This is a genomic window from Pseudoalteromonas sp. SWYJZ19 (assembly GCF_015864375.1).
Taxonomy (GTDB): Bacteria; Pseudomonadota; Gammaproteobacteria; order Enterobacterales; family Alteromonadaceae; genus Pseudoalteromonas; species Pseudoalteromonas arctica.
The window spans coordinates 256,035-275,020 of record NZ_JADYXI010000003.1 but is presented as its reverse complement, the minus strand read 5'-3'; the positions used below and the strand labels follow the sequence as shown (position 1 = coordinate 275,020).

Genomic DNA, 18,986 nt, shown 5'->3' with positions numbered 1-18,986 from the left:
TTAAGGCCTTTTACCGCAGTGCCTGCAAAACAAATGGCTATTATGCTCATTCAACTGCGTTTTAATGGCCTTATTAGCTTCTAGTTTACTCAAGCCTAATTTATAGCGTAGTTCTTCTAGGTGTTCTTGTTGAGTATTATTAAGGGTGCCATCTTGAATTTGTTCATGTACGGCATCTTCAAAAAATTGGCGGCGTTTACGTATTTGTTCTGAAAAACTAGACGCCAGTAAACCGGTAGGTATTGCAACCATTCCCATGCTCAGTAGTGTAATAACCCCGCCGAAAAACTTACCCAATGGCGTTATAGGTACTACATCGCCATAACCAACGGTTGTTAGTGTTGCCATTGCCCACCACATAGCCGCAGGAATAGAGCCAAATTTATCGGGTTGTATGTCGTGCTCAATTAAGTAAATTCCGCATGAAGCTAAAATAAGCACGACGGCCATAATAAAAAAAGCAGCCATTAATGAACTACCTTCATCGTTAAAGGCTTTTAAAAGTAGCTGCATGGCGCGTGAGTAGCGAGTGAGTTTAAATACCCTTAATAGTCGGAGCACGCGTAAAAAACGTAAATCGAGAGGAAATAAAAACATCATTAAGCTTGGTAAAATCGCAATTAAATCAACAATTGCCAAAGGAGAGAAAAAATAGCTAAGCCGACGTTTGGTATGAGACCCTTCCATTGCTGCATATCGTGTTTTATCTACGCAAGCCCAAAGCCTGGCTAAGTACTCAATAGCAAAAATAGCGACCGAGACAATTTCTAAAACTAAGAATTCGTTGTAATACTGCTCTGCCACACTTGGGATTGATTCAATAACAATGGCTACAACGTTGATCATTATTAAGCTAATGAGTGCAATATCAAGAATATGTCCCGCTCGATGGTACTGGCCTGTGCCTTCAAACAGGCAAGCCATTTTTTGTCTTAAAGTGTGTGGTTCATTCATTATTTAAGTTTAAGTACCATGTTAATACTGCCTTCTTCAAAGTCGCGACTAATTTTAAAACCTAACTTACGGGCAAGCTCAATCATCCCTGTATTCTCTGGTAAGGTTATGCCTTCAATCGATTCCACACCTTGACGTTTACAGTGGTTAATTGCTGCACTCATTAGTATGCGACCAAGCCCTAAACCTTGGCAATCTGAGCGTACTACAATGGCAAACTCAGCATGCAGGTTATCGGGGTCCATAATGACGCGAGACACACCTAATGTGCGAGTTTTACCTTCAAAGCGTTGGCAAACAATAAACGCCATTTCACGGTCGTAATCAATTTGCGTCATTTTCGCGAGTTGATCGTGGTTAAATTGTGGTAGTTCGCCAAAAAAGCGTTTATATCTGTCTTCTTTATTAAGTGACTCGTCAAATGCTTTATGAGCTTGTTCATCTTCTGGCTTTATTGGTCTGAGCGTAGCTTGGGTGTTGTTTTTAAGTGTTACCACTTCAACAAGTTCAATAGGGTAGGGACGAATAGATAAGCGCTTACGATTGCTCTGAGCTTGATAACGGCTAAGTGTCATGGTGGCATCGAGCACTAAAAACTGTCCATTACTGGCAAGTATAGGATTAAGTTCCATTGAGCTTATGTCAGGTTGATCAATAACTAACTGAGAAATACGCGTTAGCAGTGCACACAAACGATACTTATCAACTTTTTCGGGTAATATGCGCTCCTTTAATACGCCTTTATCGTGCGCTGCGGCAATTAAATACTTTGCTAAGTTCATATTTAGTGGAGGCAGAGCAACGGCGGCTTGCGCATATTCAAGGCCGGTGCCTGCTTCACCTAATAATATAACAGGACCAAAATTAGGCTCGGTTTTAATCGCAATTCGCAGCTCATTTGCGCCTGCTCGCGGCGCCATTTTTTGTAATGAAAACCCTTCAATAACAGCATCCGGATAAGTGTTTTTAATACGGATAAGCATTGCAAAAGCAGTTTGTTCAACCTCGTTCGCGTCGTTTAAGTTAAGCACCACACCACCTACTTCAGACTTTGAAGCAATACTTGGGCTAATAAGTTTTAACGCGACCGGAAAACCAAGTTCTATGGCTTGCTCTCTGGCTTCTGTTGGGGTGTAAGCCACCTCAGTTTGAATGCATGTAATACCATAGTGATTTAATACTTGGCTTGCCTGATGGGTAGGTAAGTAGCTTTGTCCGTCATCTAAAAACTCATTAATAAGCGCTTTAGCTGCTACTTTATTTATTTTTGCGTCATCTGTATTCGACTCAGGTGTTTGCGTTAAATGCTTTTGGTTACGGCGATACGTTACCAAGTGCATAAACGCGCCAACAGCACCCTCTGGTGTTCTATAAGTTGGTATTGCGTTGTTTGAGCACACTTTTCTGGCGGCGTAAGATGCGTCTTCACCCATAAAATTAGTTATAACGTAAGGGCGTGCCATTTTGGGTAATGTTTGTAAGGTTTCTACAATAATGTTGGCATAGTCTTCGCTGGGCGCAAGCGCTGAGGGGGTATGGATAATCAGTAAGTTTTTAACTTCTTTTGCGTGCAGTAAAATTTCTAATGCTTGCTTATAACGCGCTGGTGCTGAATCGCCAAAAATATCCACAGGGTTTGAGGTGGTTTCTGATTGCGGAATTACTTTATTTAGCGCATTTCGGGTTTCAGCGCTCAACTCGGCTAATTTACCGGAGCTTTGAATTAGCTCATCAACGGCCATAACACCGGGGCCGCCACCATTAGTTAAAATTGTCAGTTGCTCTACTTTTAATAATTTTGGATGCATGGCGAGTGTTTGTGTTGCTGCAAATAGCTCTCGTAAATCATTTACGCGCAGCATACCCGCTCGTTGAAATAACGCATCGTAAACAGCATCAGAGCTTTGCTTTCCGCCGGTGTGAATTTCGGCTGCAAGTGCGCCTGCACTTGTTTTACCTGTTTTAATTGCAATTACAGGTTTACTAAAGGCCGCAGCTCTTGCTGCTGATATAAAGCCACGAATATCTTCAATGTTATCAATGTAGAGTAAAATAGCTTTGGTTTTAGCATCACGACCTAAAAAGTCGAGTAGTTCATTAAAGTTTATATCAAGGCAATCACCTACCGATACAAAATATGAAAAGCCAATTTCTTTGTTTTTAGCCCAATCTAAAATGGTTGAGCATACTGCTGCTGATTGCGATACAAATGCAATTTTACCTGGGCTTGCTACTGTATGTGAAAAGCTCGCATTTAAACCAATATGAGGGATCAGCAAGCCCAAACAATTGGGTCCAAGCAAAGTAACCTGTTTGGCTTGAGCGCATGCTTTAAGTGCGCTTTTTTGCTCTCCAGACAGCCCATCGGCAATAACAATAGCGGTTTTACAGCCAAGCTCTCCAAGCTGCTCAATAATATCAATTAAGGTATTTTTGTTAGTACAAATAACAGCTAGGTCGGGTACTTTTGGTAAGTCAGCAATAGAGGGGTAAGCAAGTACGCCATGTACTGCGCTATGGCTTGGAGTAACGGGCATTATCGGCCCTTTAAAACCGCCTTGAAGTAAGTTGCGCATAACCACAAAACCAGCACGAGTTGATATATTAGAGGCACCAATAACGGCCACTGAGCTTGGGTTAAAAAACTGGGTAATGCGCTTAAGGCTCATGGTTTTTCCTAGGCTGATTAAATTTTGCGTTATTTATAGTCTCAATGTACCCTGTTTACTGTGTTATTTCGAGCGTCTAGATGCTTATTATTGATATCAATCAAGGAGATTATTGTGAATAAAACCCCCGGTTTTTACATTGTTATAGCGGCTATTTGTTTAAGTATAGGCTTAATTAGCTTAGGATTTATTTTAAAGAGCACAGCTCTCAGTGTAAAAGAGATGGAACGTACTGTGCAGGTTAAGGGATTGGCCGAGCGAGAAGTTATAGCCGATACGGTAATTTGGCCTCTGCAATTTAGTGATGCCGACAATAATCTTGAAAAATTAGTAAGCCGAGTTGAGAAAAAAAATGATGCGGTAACTGCTTTTTTAAAACTGCATGGTTTTGACGACGATGAAATAACAATAGGCAGCCAGTCAGTTATTGATAAGCAAGCACGTGAATACAGTAATGAAAATCAGCAATTTAGATATATAGTGCGCTCAAATATTATTGTTTATTCTGATGCGCCAGATAAAGTAAAAAACGCGCTGAGTAAAGTAAGCCAGCTTGCTAAACAAGATATCGCAATAGTGCAGGACAGCTACGAAACAAAAGTTGAATACATTTTTACTGGCCTCAATGATGTAAAGCCTGCGATGGTGCAAGAAGCAACTGAAAAAGCGCGTGAAGTCGCTAATAAATTTGCTAAAGACTCTAATTCAAAATTAGGCAAAATAAAAACAGCTCGCCAAGGGCAATTTAGTATCAGTAATCGAGATTCAAACACACCGCAAATAAAAAATATAAGAGTGGTAACCAGTGTTGAATATTATTTAAATGACTAGGGCCTGTTGACCTTTCAGGATTAAAATTTGTTCAATCTAGGGGCCGATTTAATCGCGGCGTGAGGTTTGTAACCTAGCGGGCTAAGTAAAAACCGAGCAAAGCTTCCGCGTCCTGCTCACGCCCCTTACCTACATCCATGTAGGCAACAAAGAGTAAATTGCCCCTAGGCAGAACCCTTCGGGCAGCGCATGTTTGGCATTTATTCCACGTTATCGCCTATTAATGGGGAATAACCACACTGCATAGGCTCTGCCTTGACTAAATACCAAACATACTGCTGTAAATTTAACCTCGAAAGATAAACAGGCCCTAGGAAATAATATGTCAGAGTCTAAATATGGTCAGTTTGTACTGGCGCCCCGTTCGTATTTTTTTACTGCTATAGCGAGCGTGGTGTTTGCGTTTATTGGCTTTAGTTATAATGCATGGCGAATGGAGGCAAGTGAAGAGAACAACAATACACGCATTGCTAGCTTTCAAATATTACAAGAACTAGCCGAGCTTGAGCTTATTGTATTTGCCGCACATTACGATAATAACAAAATAGATGGCAGCCCTAGAAAAGGCTGGGTTAAAGTTAACTTAATTCATGACTTAAGCTACTTAGCCGTTGATAAAGTACATTTAAAAACAAAAGACTTACAAAAGGTCTGGCAAACAAATTGGCCAAATATGGTTGATCACGAAAGTGCTGCGCAATCTATTACACATGCCATAGACATTGTGCGTACAGAAGTTGTGAGTGAATTAAAGCGCCTTGATTAAGTGAGCAACTTGCGCCGTTGAGCGTTGCAAGTAAGCGGCGCTCAGTAAAATTGTGGTCTCGTTAACTTTTTGCCCTTTTAGTACGTTGGCAAGCTGCTGTTTTGCGTTAGGATTTTGTTTTTGCTCTATTTCCATTAATGCTAACAAAGCTGAGAATTCATGCTTTACCGGTGTGCTCGATTTATTTGCATAGGCAATGTAGCAGGCAACTGGTGTTAATCCGTGAGAGTTGGGCTGCGCCAACGCTTTAACTAAGTCATCATTTGATTCAAACAACATTAAAGAGCGTACATAGTTAAATGGCAGCTTTGTAGCATCGGCATGCTTAAACACATTGTGCAGTACATTATTTCCTTGAGTATCTTGTACTAAAAAGCCTTTATTTACTCTCAGCGCTGGGGTGAAAAAGCTCAATGCGTCAATATTAGTGAGTTGGTTAATAAATAGAGAAGGTGCTGTATTAGTACTTAATATACGGATTGCTATGTTTTGCATAAAGTCATACTTAACACTCAACCGTTGGGCGCTGTCATATAAATGGTTAAGCTGTAAAGTTTGCTGGGCAGGGCTTAACTGCCTAAAGTCGTTATCGAGCTCATTTAACTGCTGCTTTGAAATACGCGCATTAAGTAGTTGTATGCTTAAATCCATTATTATTTCCAAAATCTTTTTTACTACTATAAAACAAAAAAGGTCGCAAATGCGACCTTTTCATATTTAAAGCAATTGTTTAAATTGGTTTTAAGCCTTTTTGCTTGCTACCCATTCATTAACAAAGTTTTCTAGTACATTAAGTGGTACAGGACCATTTTTAAGCACTACGTCGTGGAACTGGCGAATATCAAATTTATCACCAAGTTGCTTTTTAGCTTCTTCACGAAGCTCTAAAATCTTAAGCATACCCACTTTATAAGCTGTTGCTTGTGAAGGCATTACAATGTGACGCTCAACCATTTTAACACCGTCAGATGTTGCATTAGGCGTGTTATTTACGTAGTAATCAATACCTTCTTGGCGAGTCCACTTCATTGCGTGAATCCCCGTATCAACAACTAAGCGACATGCGCGCCATAATTCCATTGAAAGACGACCAAAATCTGAGTAAGGGTCTGAGTACATGCCCATTTCTTTAGGAATGAACTCTGAGTATAAACCCCAGCCTTCAATATACGCTGTGTAGCCACCAAACTTACGGAACTTAGGAATACCTTCTAGTTCTTGCGAAATAGCTATTTGCATGTGGTGTCCCGGAATACCTTCGTGGTATGCCAGCGCTTCCATTTGATACGTTGGCATTGCTTCCATATCGTAAAGGTTAGCGTAGTAAACACCTGGGCGTGACCCATCTGGAGCTGGCTGTTGGTAAAATGCTTTACCTGCTGCTTTTTCACGGAATGCTTCAACCGCTTTTACTTTTAAACCTGCTTTTGGTTTAACAATGAATAACTCATCTAAACGCGTTTTCATTGTATCAATAAGCCCAGTGGCTTCATCAAGGTAGCGTTGTTTACCTTGTGCATCATTAGGGTAGTAAAATTGCTTGTCAGTTTTCATAAACTGCATAAACGCTTTTAAGTCGCCTTTAAAGCCAACTTTGTCTTTAATTTCACGCATTTCATCATGAATACGTGCCACTTCAGATAGGCCAATTGCATGGATTTCTTTAGCAGTTAAATCTGTTGTAGTTGTGCGCTTAAGTGCGTTGTTATAAAACGCTTCGCCATCAGGTAATTTCCATGCGCCATCGCGATCATCTGCGCGTTTTTCAAGCTGTGCAAGGTAATTAATTAACTTAGAGTAAGATGGTTTAACAGCTGATTTTAATGCATCTGATGCATCGCTGATTAACGAGTCTTTTTCGTCTTGGCTAATTTCAAGCGCTGTTACTTTACGTTTAAAGTCAGCAAGCAATGTAGAATCATCGCCTTTTTCAAACGGTGCACCGTGAATAATGTTTTTGCTTGAATCAATAACATGCGGGAATACAAATTTAGGGGCTATGATGCCTTTTTCTGCACGTACAGTTAAATCAACGATAAGCTGATCAATAACACCAGTTACACCATTTAAACGTGAAATGTAGTCTTTAGCTTCTTTTACATTGCTAATTGAGTGCTGATTAATTAAAAACGCAGGGATCATAGAATGCGTACCAAACATTTGGTTCACAGGGTAGTTATGGTAACGCCATTTAAAGTCAGCAATTGAGCTTTCAAGATCTTGTTTTTTTAAGTCGTAGCTAACTTTTGTTGCATCATCTAATAAATCACGGCTGATTGCTTTTAGTGCAACTAGGTCAGCTTTTGTTTGCGCTAAATCTTTAAGCTGTCTTTCTTCGCTGCCATCATCCCACTTATCGTAATCTTGCTTAATACCCATGTATGTTTGATATACAGGACTGCTCATTACGTCGCGGTTAAATGTATCTTCAAAAAATGCATTGGCTTTGTCTATTTCACTTTGTTGTGATTGAACTGCTTGTGCAATAGGAGCTGAAGTCGCTTGTTGTGTTGTTTGCTGGCAACCAGCAAGTAGTGCAACGCTTACTGCGGCCGCAATAAAAGTAAGTTTACGCATTGTTTTCCCTTTTGTTGTTAGAAACCCATTAGGGTGTTTTATATTTATTTTTTGTGTAGCGCTGGGCGCTACACAAATAATTCTAGCAGGTCATTTAAAAAGCGATGACCTTTTAAGCTTACCTGCCAATGGCTGTCTGTTTGAGTCAATAAACCTTTATTAATTGCTTGGTTTAATGCGCTTTGCTGACTTTGCAGTGGCAGTGTTGTTAGTTTATTAAAATCATTAATTGGGCAAGGCTCAACAAGGCGAAAGCGATTCATAAAAAATTCAAACGCTAAATCGTCTTGCTCTACATGCCAGCTTTTGTACATATACGGTTTGATTAAATCCATATAGCCGCGTGGGTGTTTAACCTTTTCAGTACGCGTAATAAGCCCTGTATTTGCATCAGTAACCTTACCATGCGCGCCGCAGCCAATACCGAGATAATCGCCAAAACGCCAATAATTCAAGTTATGTTGGCACTGATAGCCCGGTTTTGCATAGCCTGATATTTCGTATTGTATGTAACCTGCTTGCGCGAGTAACTCGACCCCTTGTTCTTGTATGTCCCACAGTGTTTCATCTTGTGGCAAGGTAGGTGGTTTTGAAGCAAATTGAGTATTGGGTTCAATAGTTAGTTGATACCACGATATATGAGGAGGATCGAGCGCTATTATTTGCTTTAAATCGCTCAGTGCATCGTCAAGTGTTTGCCCTGGTAAGCCGTGCATTAAATCAAGGTTAAAGCTATTTAAACCGGCTTCTTTAGCTTGCTGCGCAGCATAATTAGCCTCGTCACTGCCATGAATCCGCCCCAGTGCTTTTAGCTTGTCGTTTTGCATGCTTTGCACACCGATAGAAATACGGTTAATGCCTGCTTTTACGTAATCTTTAAAGCGACCTGTTTCTACTGTGCCTGGGTTGGCTTCAAGGGTAATTTCGCAGTGTTCTTCAAGACCAATTAGGTTGTCGACTTCATTTAATAAACGAGTATAAGCCGCACCAGTTAATAAGCTCGGAGTACCGCCACCAATAAAGATACTGTGAATTCTACGTCCTTGCACTAAGTGCAAATCTGCTTTTAAATCATCAATTAAATGCTGAACATATTCAGCTTCAGGTATTTCACCTTTTTGCCCGTGGCTATTAAAATCGCAGTACGGGCATTTTTGCACGCACCAAGGTACGTGCACATATAAGCTCAGTGGTGGAAGGTTCACAGGCCGCCTTTTTGCTGTAGCTCTAGCAATAGTTTTTGTAGTGCTTGGCCGCGATGACTCACTGCATTTTTTTGCTCTTTTGTAAGCTCAGCACTGGTACAATTTTTCTCTGGTACAAAAAATACAGGGTCGTAACCAAAGCCACCGTTGCCATTTTGAGTGAGCGTAATTTCGCCTTCCCAGCTTGCACTGCAAATAAGGGGGGTAGGGTCATCTGCGTGGCGCATTAATACCAGTACACACCAAAAACGAGCACTACGGATAGGGTTATTACCCAAGTCTACGAGTAACTTATCAATGTTATCTTGATCGCTGGCACCTGGGCCTGCAAAACGGGCAGAGTAAACACCGGGTGCGCCATTTAGGCCATCAACTTCTAAACCTGAGTCATCGGCAATAGCAGGCATGCCAGTAATTTTAGCGGCATGACGCGCTTTAATAATGGCATTTTCAACAAAGGTAGTGCCGGTTTCGGCAACTTCACCTACGTTAAAATCGCTCTGTGGAACTACATTAATATTCAGAGGGCTTAGCATGTTAGCTAGCTCATTTACTTTGCCAGGGTTACCTGTAGCAAGTACTAAAGTTTTGGTCATGTTATTAATCTACGTAAAATTTTTGCTGAAACTGTAATTTTTGAAATTGATTACTTTGTTGTATTTCAATCTCAAAGCGTAAAATCTCTTCGTTGGTATAATCAACTTGGGCAAGGTAATAAATTGAATCACCTTCTTTTACTTCTTTAAAAGTAAGCGTTTGTTTGTTGCCAAGTAGGTTTTTAGCTGTGCCAGTCAGCTTTGCTGTTTGGGCTGTGTTTTCGGCATCATTTTTTAAAATAGAAATATTCACAATGCCTTTGTATCCGCTTCGCTCAAGGCCATACGCTTTTGCTATTTTTGGCTGAATAAAAGTAGAAGGAAAGGCGATGTAATGCACTTGCCAAGGGCCAAGCTCTTTATATTGTGCGCCTTGCATTTCTTCGCTTTGCGCGTTAAATACAAATGCTAAACAAGCAATAAAACAAAACTTAATTAAACGGTTCATTATGTATTCCTCAAAACATATAAAAAAGAGGCCTTTGGGCCTCTAATTAAAAAATCCATATTAGACTAAAAAATCCATAAGCAGCATTTGCAAAAACTGAATACCAATAATAAGTACTAAAACTGATAAATCTAAGCCACCCATTGATGGCAATATTTTACGAATTGGTTTTAGCATTGGTTCAGTAAGCTGATGGAAAACCGCTTCTATAGGGTTATAACCTTGGCTAACCCAGCTTAAAATAGCGCGAATAATAAGTACCCAAAAAACTAAGTTAAGGCCTTCTTTTAGTACCGTTATAAGTGCTTGTATAATTACAGGCTGTATTGCCCACGCATTATATATAACAAGCATTAAAGTACTAATTTTGGCTACAGCCACTATAAATGCCAGCAACAGAGATGCTAAATCAAGTCCGCCAAATCCCGGAATGATTTTACGCAGTGGTTTTACCGCAAACGAAGTGGCTTTAACCACAAACTGGCTCATTGGATTATAAAAGTCGGCTTTTGCCCACTGCAGCCAAAAGCGCAGTAATACCACCATTAAAAACAAATCAAACAGGGTACTGATTAAAAATTGCATGGCATTCATAGTGTAACCTTCAATAAAAAAGTGGTTTTAAAGTTCTTTTTCCATTTGCTCTGCACGCGCAATACACGCATCCATTGCATCGCCAACGGTTTTAGTTAAGCCTTCATCTTTTAAGTGCTCAACAGCTGCGTGAGTAGTACCGCCTTTAGATGTTACGTTTGAACGTAGTTGCGAAATAGTAATATCAGGCTGGCTAAGTGCCATTTCGGCGGCGCCAAGGGCTGTTTGCTGTACTAAACGACGAGCGTCTTCATCATTAAAGCCCAGCGCTTTAGCTTTTTCTTCTATGGCTTCCATAAATAAGAAAAAGTAAGCCGGCGATGAGCCAGTCACAGCAATAATATCGTTAATTTGTGATTCTTTTTCGACCCATACAACAATGCCCGTGCATTCAAAAACTTGTTGTACAAACTCGTGTTCGCTTTGTGTTTCGCCCGCGCCATATAAACCTGATACACCACGGCCTAATAAAGACGGTGTATTTGGCATACAACGTACCATTTTAACGTCTTGACCTAGCATTTCACGTAAACGTTTTACAGTTAAGCCAGCAGCAACAGAAATAAACAGTTTATCGCTAAAATCTACGCCCGACTCTTGAAACGATTTACATAAATCGCCCATCATTTGTGGTTTAACAGACAAAACAATTACATCAGCATCGCGCAGGGCTTCGTTATTGTCACTGGTGGTTTGCACCTTGAAATCAAAGGCTACCTTTTCAAGCTTTTCTTGGTTGCGGTTAGTCGCAATAATGTTACTTGCGTTAAAACCGTTTTTTACCATGCCACCAATAATGGCGTAGCTCATATTACCTGTGCCTATAAATGCGATTTTTTTATCTGACATAAATCTGTTATCACCTTTTAAGTTCGTGTTCCAAAAATGTCTGTGCCGATCCTTACCATGGTTGAGCCTGCACTAATGGCAGCTTCAACATCGTTACTCATACCCATCGACAAAGTATCTACTTGAGGATATTGGGTCTTTAGTTTATCAAAGCAAGTTTGTAATTGCTCAAAAGATTGAATTTGCGTATCCAGTTTGTCGCTTTTAGCGGGAATCGCCATTAAACCTCGAAGTGTTAAGTGCTCACATTGGTTAATAAAATCGGCAAGTTCATCTATTTCATCGCGGTGGCAACCCGACTTCGCTTCTTCATTACTTATATTTACTTGAATAAGTATATTAAGAGGCTGTTTATCGTCTGGGCGCTGGGAATCTAATCGTTTCGCTATTTTTATGCGATCAACACTTTGCACCCAATCAAAGTTGGCAGCCACTAAAGCACTTTTATTAGATTGAATAGGGCCAATGAAATGCCAAATGATGTCGCTATATGACTGTAGTTGAGCTATTTTATCTATAGCCTCTTGAACATAAGATTCACCAAATTCGCGCTGACCATGCTCATAAGCTGCAATAACATCTTCGCTTGGTTTAGTTTTAGACACTGCCAGTAGAGTGACTTCGTTAGTGTTTCGTTGTGCAATTTTTGCCGCGTCTGCAATTCTAGCGTAGGCGGATGTGAGTCGTTCTGCTATTGTAACCATATATTTATCAGTTAGTTGTGGAGTCATAAATGGATATTACCGAATTATTAGCGTTTAGTGTGCAACACAAAGCATCCGATTTACATTTATCGTCGGGTGTTTCACCTATGATACGCGTAGACGGTGATGTTCGCCGCATTAATATACCAGCCCTTGCAGACAAAGACGTAAACAGTCTGGTTTACGATATTATGAACGATAATCAACGCAAGGACTATGAACAAAATCTCGAAGTGGATTTTTCGTTTGAAGTGCCTAATTTAGCACGTTTTCGTGTGAATGCGTTTAACTCTAATCGCGGGCCTGCTGCGGTATTTCGTACCATACCAAGTGAAGTGTTAACGCTTGATGATTTAGGTGCGCCAGATATTTTTAAAACAATCTCCGATACCCCACGTGGACTCGTGTTAGTGACGGGCCCAACGGGCTCTGGTAAATCGACAACACTTGCCGCTATGGTCGATTATATAAATCAAAATAAACATCACCATATTCTAACAATAGAAGATCCAATCGAGTTTGTTCACGATAATAAATTAAGCCTTATTAATCAACGTGAGGTACATCGCGATACTCATAGCTTTTCAAACGCGCTACGTAGTGCATTGCGTGAAGATCCAGATGTAATATTGGTCGGTGAGTTACGTGATTTAGAAACAATTCGTCTTGCAATGACCGCTGCTGAAACGGGTCACTTAGTGTTTGGCACGTTGCATACAACATCTGCACCAAAAACCATTGACCGTATTATCGATGTATTCCCAGGTGAAGAAAAATCAATGGTACGTTCAATGTTATCTGAATCTTTGCGTGCTGTTATTTCGCAAACACTGCTTAAAAAGATTGGTGGCGGGCGAGTTGCAGCACACGAAATTATGATTGCAGTACCTGCTATTCGTAACTTAATTCGTGAAGACAAAATTGCACAAATGTACTCGTCTATTCAAACCGGTGCGTCTGTGGGCATGCAAACAATGGATCAATGTTTAACTAATTTAGTTAATCACGGCATTGTTACAAATGCGGCAGCGAAAGAAAAAGCACAAGACAAAACACAATTTGGCGGGTAAGAAACTATTATGACTTTATCTTTAAACGACTTTTTACTCATCATGATTGAGAAAAAAGGTTCTGACTTATTTGTATCGAGTCAGCTACCTGTAAGCGCAAAAATAAACGGTGAGCTAACAGCCCTAAGTGACGATAGGCTTACTGATGAGCAATCGCTTGAGTTAGTAGAATCTGCAATGAGCGAAAAGCAAAAAGCAGAGTTTCATACAACGAAAGAATGTAACTTTGCGATTGCCACCGACGAAGGGCGTTTTCGTATTTCTGCTTTTTGGCAACGCGATAAAGCAGGTATGGTTATTCGCCGCATTGTTACGCAAATACCTGATGTGAGTGAGCTAGGTCTTCCTTCTATTCTTACCGATGTAATTATGTCTAAGCGTGGCCTTGTTTTGTTCGTCGGTGGTACTGGCACGGGTAAATCAACCTCGCTAGCCGCACTTATTGGTTACCGTAACCGACATCAACGTGGTCATATACTGACTATTGAAGATCCGATTGAATTTGTTCATGAGCATCGCAAAAGTATTATTACTCAACGCGAAGTAGGGCTTGATACCGAAAGCTTTGAGTCAGCACTTAAAAGCTCATTACGCCAAGCTCCCGATGTAATTTTGATTGGTGAAATTCGCTCTCAAGAAACTATGGAATACGCACTAAGCTTTGCCGAAACTGGGCACCTGTGTGTTGCAACACTGCATGCTAATAATGCTAACCAAGCGATTGACCGTATTATGCATTTAGTTCCAAAAGAAAAACACGATAAGCTTAAGTACGATTTAGCACTTAACTTACGTGCAATTGTGGCCCAGCAATTAGTACCGACTGCTGATGGTGAAAGCCGTGTTGCAGCTATTGAAATATTGCTTAACTCACCAATGGTTGCTGAACTGATTAAAAACGGTGATATTGGTGGTATTAAAGAGGCAATGGCTAAATCGAAAGAAATGGGCATGCAAACCTTTGACCAAGCATTATTTGAGCTGTATAGACAGCAGCGAATTAATTACGCTGATGCACTGCATCATGCTGATTCGCCAAATGATTTACGTTTAATGATTAAACTGCGCAATAACGAGCAGCAAGGTGCGGGCTTTTTACAAGGCGTTACTATTGATGGCCTTGACGATAAAAATAGCGATCAATAATTTAAAAAGTAATAAATATAAATACTTAATATAAAAAAAGCGCCAATTGGCGCTTTTTATTTATATAACAGGTTATTTATATAATCTGTTTATTCACCGTAACTAGACTCAAAAAAACTTTCTAAAATAATAACCGCAGACATATTATCTACGTTACCTTTGCCTAAGTTTTTATAGCCACCACTTTCAAAAAGTCGCGCTTTAGCATCCGCAGTCGTTAAACGCTCGTCTTGTGTTTGCACTGGAATGCCATAATGATTATGTAATCTGTTGGCAAACTTTTTTGCTTTAAAGGTAACCTCTTGTGACGTTCCATCCATATTTAGTGGTAAGCCAACAACCATTAAGTCAGGCTGCCATTCGGTTACTTGTACAGCAATATTGTCCCAGTTAGGAATGCCATCTTGTGCTTTTACAGCTTTAAGGCTAGACGCGCTGCCTGTTAGCTCTTGCCCAATAGCAATACCAATACTTTTGGTGCCAAAGTCAAAGCCCATTACAGTGCGTTCGCCTTGCGGCTTAAGCGATTTTTTTGTCATGTGTATCTTGTTTAAGTTTGCTAAGGGTTAAATTACTATTATGCGTGACCAGCTTCAGGGCTGAGTTGGCTAATATCAAAGCCCAACATTGAAACTGCTTTTTCCCATCGTTTTTCAACGGGGGTGTCAAAAATGATCTTCGGATCGGCTTCTATGATCAACCAACTGTTATCAAGTAACTCTTGTTCGAGTTGTCCTTGCTCCCATCCTGAATAACCCAATGTAATAATAAATTGTTCAGGTGCTTGTGCGGTAGTTAAGCTTGCTAAAACATCTTTTGAGGTAGTGATCATAATATCGCTACTGAGTTTTTGGCTTGCTGAATAACCTGATTGAGGAGAGTGCAAAACAAAACCACGGTCAGTTTTAACGGGTCCGCCTGCAAACACACTTACTTTTGCTGCGTTTTGAGTTTTGTCGTTATCAATTTCTATTTTATCTAAAAGTTCGCCAACAGTAACATCAATAGGTTGGTTTATTACCAAGCCCATAGCCCCATCTTCATTGTGCTCACAAATATAGGTAACAGCACGTTTAAAAAAAGGGTCTTGCATCGACGGCATCGCGATTAAAAAATGATTTTCTAATGACTGCATAGATTTCACCCTTTTTAGTTAATGAACTTTGAGTATGGCACATACCTTTGTTTTTAAAACTAAAAAAGCACTTTCATACAGTTTAAAAATTAATAGTTAATAACTATATTAAAATTTATGACACAAAAGTGCTTTTAATAACGATAGGTAGATACTTATTTATCTAGCTAGCTTTCTTTCAATGGCATCAAACAAAATACCTGTAATAGAAATATCATAAGCAGCTTCAATTTCGCGTACGCACGTTGGTGCAGTTACGTTAATTTCAGTTAATTTATCGCCAATAATATCTAAACCTACAAATATTAAGCCTTTTTCTTTAAGCGTTGGTGCAACCGCTTGCGCTATTTTTAAATCTGACTCGCTAAGTGGACGCGCTTCGCCTCGACCGCCAACAGCTAAATTACCGCGTGTTTCACCATTTTGTGGAATTCGCGCTAAACAATACGGAATAACCTCACCATCAATAACCAATACGCGCTTGTCGCCTTGTTTGATCTCTGGGATGTAATTTTGCACCATAGCAAAGCGGCTGCCGTGCTCGGTTAGCGTTTCACAAATTACACCAATGTTGGCATCGTCTTCTCTAAGGCGGAAAATAGATGCGCCACCCATGCCATCAAGGGGTTTTAAAATAATGTCTTTATGCTGCGCTAAAAACTCACGAATTTGTTTTTGGCTACGTGTAACAAGTGTGTCTGGCGTATGTTCGCTAAACCATGCTGTAAATAGCTTTTCGTTAGCATCGCGAAGGCTTTGTGGCTTGTTAATTATTAACGTACCTTCTTGTTCTGCACGCTCTAAAATATACGTCGCGTAAATGTATTCGGTATCAAAAGGAGGATCTTTTCGCATTAAAATAACATCAAGGTCGGCAAGGGCTATAGTGGCTTTTTCTTCAAGCTCGTACCATTTTTCTGCATTATTAAACACTTGCGCTTTAGACGCTGTAGCGTACGACTTACCTTTACGAAGAGATAAATCATCCATCTCCATATAATAAATTTCGTAGCCGCGTTCTTGCGCTTGCATCATCATTGCAAAACCGGTGTCTTTTTTGATGTTAAATCCACTAATAGGATCTGAAATAATACCTAACTTAATTGCCATGCGCTGTGCCTTACTATAAATGTTACTGTTTATATGAGGGTGCTTTTAGTTATTTCAATTAGCTAAATCGCCAAATTGAAGTTGTAATGCACTTAAGACCGTTAAAGCGGCTGTTTCCGTTCGTAAAACGCGCGGGCCTAAGCGAATATCCACAAATTCTAGTTGTTTAGTTAGTGCCATTTCATCGTCGGTAAAGCCACCTTCTGGGCCGACTAAAAAGCGTACGCCATCTTTAGGTACCGTAATGGTTTTAATGCTGTGCTCAGCACGAGGATGAAGAGTGAGCTTAATTGCATTGGTTTGTTGTGCAAGCCATTGTTTTAAATCTACAGGAGGATGAATAATTGGCACAAAATTACGCCCAGATTGCTCTGCCGCTGCTATTGCAATTTTTTGCCATTGTTGGTGTTTTTTCTCAAGACGATCGCCCATTAGTTTCACGCCACAGCGCTGACTAAAAATAGGGGTGATTTCGGTAATGCCCAGTTCAACTGACTTTTGAATTGTAAAATCCATTTTATCACCACGGGATACACACTGGCCTAAATGAATTTTAAGCGGGGATTCTACATCATGAGGATTAAGCTCTAATGGCATTACGACGACTGTTTTTTTTGTTACCTCAATTATTTCACTAAGGTATTCGCCGCCTTCGCCATTAAAAATAGATACATGCTCGCCTACTTTCATGCGCAGCACTCTGCCAATATGCCCTGCAGCATCGTCATCTAAAGTTACAGGGGTGTTTAGGGCAATACTCGATGTTTGATAAATATGAGGAACTCGCATAGGGCGTCACTTATTACTTAGCGTAAAAATATATACTGCTATGGTAAGTAAGCTGGGAGCTGTGCGCAATTATTTATTTTTATTAAGTTGCTCTGCAAGGTCTATTAAATCTTGTGGTGTGTGCGCTATATCGTGGTGATTTTGCGAAGGTTCTGTTAACGTCTCGTCAGTAACTAGGCTTAGTGTATAGCCTGTATCATCAAAGCTTATTAAAAAGCGCTTTTCATGTAACGAGTTATAAATAAAGCGTTGTTTATCGCTTGCTAGTAAGTAATCGGTACTATTAAAAAGGACTCCGTGTAAATCGTGATGCTCTTTTAGATAGTTAATTAATTCAGAAACGCTTATTTCGTTTTCAAGGTCGCAATAACTATAGTCTTTAATAAGTTCGTCAAACATCATTTTTACTAACTGGCGGGTATTACTGCCTGCGGCAATAAGCGTACTCGCTTTTGTTTTACCATTATTATTTACATAGTATTCGGCAAATGCTCGGCTAAATTCGTTGTCTATGTCAATTAACAAGTAATTCGTTATTTCAAGTGGCATAGAGCTAGGACCTTGTTGCATTTAAGTAATTACCATTATTACTTAAATGCAGACTTTTAATGGCTGTATTTTAGTAAAAAGGTCTAAAGAGAAAACATGCTAATAAGTAAATAGCCTATAGCACAAAAAACAGCAAACTCTATACATGCTACCCCAATATTATCTTGATGGTCTATTTCAAGAGCCGTATCAATATTTGGTAAAGAGATAACTTTTATCACATACGTTAAGCTGTAAAGCAGTATCCACATTACACCGCAATGCATAACGAGTGTAAATATGTTTTCTACCATTTTACCGTTTTGAAATGCTGCGCTAGATAAACCAGCATACACAGCCAATGCTAAACCGATTGATTTGCCAGCATACCTTATACCAATAGATGTATTCTCTAGGTTAAAGTTACTTTGTAGCGAAGCTCCTTGATTTGCTTTTGCAAAACGGTGTTCTCGTATTTTACTATCCAGTGCAAACATTCCCTGAAGCGTAAAAAAGCTAACACAAGCAATAAGTAAGTTGCTGAATCCTTGGGTGTGCGTCCACGTGTACAAGCCAAGTGCGATAATACAGTTAGCGATTAACATGCCTGAATCTACCAATGCAGCACATACATTTTGTTTTAGTATGGCAGCTTCTTCGTTAAACCTGTGAAGTATCCATTTTCTGTGAATTAAATGACCCACTTTTATAAAAGTGAATAAAAGAATAATAATAATTAACACTTTTAACGGGTTTGACTGTGCGGTACTTATGCTTATTTCGTCAAATAAGAAAGCCATAGTGGCTATAACAACTGATATTTCAGATGCAAAACTAATACCCATGGCAAAGTTGTCGTGTTGTGCTAGCTCATCTTTAAGCGCTTGTTTTGCTTTGATTTGAGTGACAACTCGTAAACAAAAAATAGTTATGCAAATAACCGCAAAACTAATGGCAATCGCAATAAAACTAGTGTTAGATAAAGACAAATATGACATGGTGATCCTAATTAAGT

General features: G+C 39.8%; 20 protein-coding genes. 4 read left to right on the top strand and 16 right to left on the bottom strand.

The features are described from left to right. Window positions 1–954 carry an ion transporter gene (locus I6F45_RS05020; protein ID WP_165722135.1) on the bottom strand — a complete coding sequence of 318 codons (954 nt, stop codon included), beginning with the start codon at window positions 952–954 and terminating at the stop codon, window positions 1–3. Further along, window positions 954–3,623, bottom strand: coding sequence for a bifunctional acetate--CoA ligase family protein/GNAT family N-acetyltransferase (locus I6F45_RS05015; RefSeq protein ID WP_165725176.1), 2,670 nt, complete (start codon window positions 3,621–3,623; stop codon window positions 954–956). Before I6F45_RS05015 ends, I6F45_RS05020 begins: the two co-directional genes overlap by 1 nt. Window positions 3,624–3,737: 114 nt before the next feature. Here I6F45_RS05015 and I6F45_RS05010 point away from each other — a divergent pair, with 114 nt between their 5' ends. Next, the gene (locus tag I6F45_RS05010; protein WP_197159807.1) at window positions 3,738–4,454 is read left to right on the top strand and encodes an SIMPL domain-containing protein; all 717 of its coding nucleotides are present in this window, start codon (window positions 3,738–3,740) and stop codon (window positions 4,452–4,454) included. Between the two features lie 322 nt (window positions 4,455–4,776). Next, the gene (locus I6F45_RS05005; RefSeq protein ID WP_197119794.1) at window positions 4,777–5,220 is read left to right on the top strand and encodes a hypothetical protein; all 444 of its coding nucleotides are present in this window, start codon (window positions 4,777–4,779) and stop codon (window positions 5,218–5,220) included. On the opposite strand, the gene I6F45_RS05000 is transcribed toward I6F45_RS05005, so the two are convergent. From I6F45_RS05000 to I6F45_RS04965, 8 genes are all read right to left on the bottom strand, one after another. Further along, window positions 5,203–5,871, bottom strand: a complete 669-nt coding sequence (locus I6F45_RS05000) for a hypothetical protein (RefSeq protein ID WP_165725178.1) — start codon at window positions 5,869–5,871, stop codon at window positions 5,203–5,205. The two genes, I6F45_RS05005 and I6F45_RS05000, sit on opposite strands and share 18 nt — an antisense overlap. Window positions 5,872–5,961: 90 nt before the next feature. Beyond that, window positions 5,962–7,797 carry a DUF885 domain-containing protein gene (locus I6F45_RS04995; RefSeq protein ID WP_165735494.1) on the bottom strand — a complete coding sequence of 612 codons (1,836 nt, stop codon included), beginning with the start codon at window positions 7,795–7,797 and terminating at the stop codon, window positions 5,962–5,964. Between the two features lie 68 nt (window positions 7,798–7,865). Further along, window positions 7,866–9,002 (bottom strand): radical SAM family heme chaperone HemW, encoded by a 1,137-nt coding sequence (gene hemW / locus I6F45_RS04990; RefSeq protein ID WP_197119793.1) that lies wholly within the window; start codon window positions 9,000–9,002, stop codon window positions 7,866–7,868. Beyond that, entirely contained in the window at window positions 8,999–9,598 is a 600-nt protein-coding gene (locus I6F45_RS04985; protein ID WP_007585416.1) for an XTP/dITP diphosphatase, read from the bottom strand. Before I6F45_RS04985 ends, hemW begins: the two co-directional genes overlap by 4 nt. A gap of 4 nt (window positions 9,599–9,602) precedes the next feature. Continuing rightward, the gene (locus I6F45_RS04980; RefSeq protein WP_165727190.1) at window positions 9,603–10,046 is read right to left on the bottom strand and encodes a DUF4426 domain-containing protein; all 444 of its coding nucleotides are present in this window, start codon (window positions 10,044–10,046) and stop codon (window positions 9,603–9,605) included. 60 nt (window positions 10,047–10,106) lie between these two features. Then, window positions 10,107–10,640 (bottom strand): YggT family protein, encoded by a 534-nt coding sequence (locus I6F45_RS04975; RefSeq protein WP_007585413.1) that lies wholly within the window; start codon window positions 10,638–10,640, stop codon window positions 10,107–10,109. 27 nt (window positions 10,641–10,667) lie between these two features. Further along, a complete protein-coding gene (gene proC, locus I6F45_RS04970) occupies window positions 10,668–11,489 on the bottom strand; it encodes a pyrroline-5-carboxylate reductase (protein WP_007585412.1) in 822 nt (273 codons plus the stop codon). A 17-nt stretch (window positions 11,490–11,506) separates the two neighbouring features. Then, window positions 11,507–12,220, bottom strand: coding sequence for a YggS family pyridoxal phosphate-dependent enzyme (locus tag I6F45_RS04965; protein WP_165741288.1), 714 nt, complete (start codon window positions 12,218–12,220; stop codon window positions 11,507–11,509). 2 nt (window positions 12,221–12,222) lie between these two features. Between I6F45_RS04965 and I6F45_RS04960 the strand changes: the two genes are divergently transcribed. Next, a complete protein-coding gene (locus I6F45_RS04960; protein WP_007585408.1) occupies window positions 12,223–13,263 on the top strand; it encodes a type IV pilus twitching motility protein PilT in 1,041 nt (346 codons plus the stop codon). A 9-nt stretch (window positions 13,264–13,272) separates the two neighbouring features. Then, window positions 13,273–14,409 (top strand): PilT/PilU family type 4a pilus ATPase, encoded by a 1,137-nt coding sequence (locus I6F45_RS04955; protein WP_165741289.1) that lies wholly within the window; start codon window positions 13,273–13,275, stop codon window positions 14,407–14,409. Window positions 14,410–14,498: 89 nt separating this feature from the next. Here the strand turns inward: I6F45_RS04955 and ruvX are convergent, their stop codons facing one another. The 6 genes from ruvX to I6F45_RS04925 form a co-directional block, all read right to left on the bottom strand. Next, window positions 14,499–14,948, bottom strand: coding sequence for a Holliday junction resolvase RuvX (ruvX, locus tag I6F45_RS04950; RefSeq protein ID WP_165739973.1), 450 nt, complete (start codon window positions 14,946–14,948; stop codon window positions 14,499–14,501). A gap of 38 nt (window positions 14,949–14,986) precedes the next feature. After that, window positions 14,987–15,544: a YqgE/AlgH family protein gene (locus I6F45_RS04945; protein ID WP_007585401.1), complete on the bottom strand. Its 558-nt coding sequence runs from the start codon at window positions 15,542–15,544 to the stop codon at window positions 14,987–14,989. 159 nt (window positions 15,545–15,703) lie between these two features. Beyond that, window positions 15,704–16,654, bottom strand: coding sequence for a glutathione synthase (gshB, locus tag I6F45_RS04940; RefSeq protein WP_165739975.1), 951 nt, complete (start codon window positions 16,652–16,654; stop codon window positions 15,704–15,706). Between the two features lie 54 nt (window positions 16,655–16,708). Next, window positions 16,709–17,443 carry a 16S rRNA (uracil(1498)-N(3))-methyltransferase gene (gene rsmE / locus I6F45_RS04935; protein ID WP_007585397.1) on the bottom strand — a complete coding sequence of 245 codons (735 nt, stop codon included), beginning with the start codon at window positions 17,441–17,443 and terminating at the stop codon, window positions 16,709–16,711. Window positions 17,444–17,512: 69 nt separating this feature from the next. Then, complete coding sequence (locus I6F45_RS04930) at window positions 17,513–18,013, bottom strand: hypothetical protein (protein WP_165739977.1); 501 nt, start codon at window positions 18,011–18,013, stop codon at window positions 17,513–17,515. Window positions 18,014–18,075: 62 nt separating this feature from the next. Continuing rightward, window positions 18,076–18,969, bottom strand: a complete 894-nt coding sequence (locus I6F45_RS04925) for a DUF350 domain-containing protein (RefSeq protein ID WP_007585393.1) — start codon at window positions 18,967–18,969, stop codon at window positions 18,076–18,078. Window positions 18,970–18,986 lie beyond the last annotated feature (17 nt).

Bases quoted from the DNA above. Each gene is read 5' to 3' on its own strand.
- ruvX (WP_165739973.1), bottom strand. From the start codon at position 14,948: ATGACAAAAAAATCGCTTAAGCCGCAAGGCGAACGCACTGTAATGGGC.
- I6F45_RS05015 (WP_165725176.1), bottom strand. From the start codon at position 3,623: ATGAGCCTTAAGCGCATTACCCAGTTTTTTAACCCAAGCTCAGTGGCC.
- I6F45_RS04960 (WP_007585408.1), top strand. From the start codon at position 12,223: ATGGATATTACCGAATTATTAGCGTTTAGTGTGCAACACAAAGCATCC.
- I6F45_RS05005 (WP_197119794.1), top strand. From the start codon at position 4,777: ATGTCAGAGTCTAAATATGGTCAGTTTGTACTGGCGCCCCGTTCGTAT.
- I6F45_RS04945 (WP_007585401.1), bottom strand. From the start codon at position 15,544: ATGCAGTCATTAGAAAATCATTTTTTAATCGCGATGCCGTCGATGCAA.
- proC (WP_007585412.1), bottom strand. From the start codon at position 11,489: ATGTCAGATAAAAAAATCGCATTTATAGGCACAGGTAATATGAGCTAC.
- I6F45_RS04985 (WP_007585416.1), bottom strand. From the start codon at position 9,598: ATGACCAAAACTTTAGTACTTGCTACAGGTAACCCTGGCAAAGTAAAT.
- I6F45_RS04965 (WP_165741288.1), bottom strand. From the start codon at position 12,220: ATGACTCCACAACTAACTGATAAATATATGGTTACAATAGCAGAACGA.
- rsmE (WP_007585397.1), bottom strand. From the start codon at position 17,443: ATGCGAGTTCCTCATATTTATCAAACATCGAGTATTGCCCTAAACACC.
- I6F45_RS04955 (WP_165741289.1), top strand. From the start codon at position 13,273: ATGACTTTATCTTTAAACGACTTTTTACTCATCATGATTGAGAAAAAA.
- I6F45_RS04975 (WP_007585413.1), bottom strand. From the start codon at position 10,640: ATGAATGCCATGCAATTTTTAATCAGTACCCTGTTTGATTTGTTTTTA.
- gshB (WP_165739975.1), bottom strand. From the start codon at position 16,654: ATGGCAATTAAGTTAGGTATTATTTCAGATCCTATTAGTGGATTTAAC.
- I6F45_RS04995 (WP_165735494.1), bottom strand. From the start codon at position 7,797: ATGCGTAAACTTACTTTTATTGCGGCCGCAGTAAGCGTTGCACTACTT.
- I6F45_RS04930 (WP_165739977.1), bottom strand. From the start codon at position 18,013: ATGCAACAAGGTCCTAGCTCTATGCCACTTGAAATAACGAATTACTTG.
- I6F45_RS04925 (WP_007585393.1), bottom strand. From the start codon at position 18,969: ATGTCATATTTGTCTTTATCTAACACTAGTTTTATTGCGATTGCCATT.
- I6F45_RS05020 (WP_165722135.1), bottom strand. From the start codon at position 954: ATGAATGAACCACACACTTTAAGACAAAAAATGGCTTGCCTGTTTGAA.
- I6F45_RS05000 (WP_165725178.1), bottom strand. From the start codon at position 5,871: ATGGATTTAAGCATACAACTACTTAATGCGCGTATTTCAAAGCAGCAG.
- I6F45_RS04980 (WP_165727190.1), bottom strand. From the start codon at position 10,046: ATGAACCGTTTAATTAAGTTTTGTTTTATTGCTTGTTTAGCATTTGTA.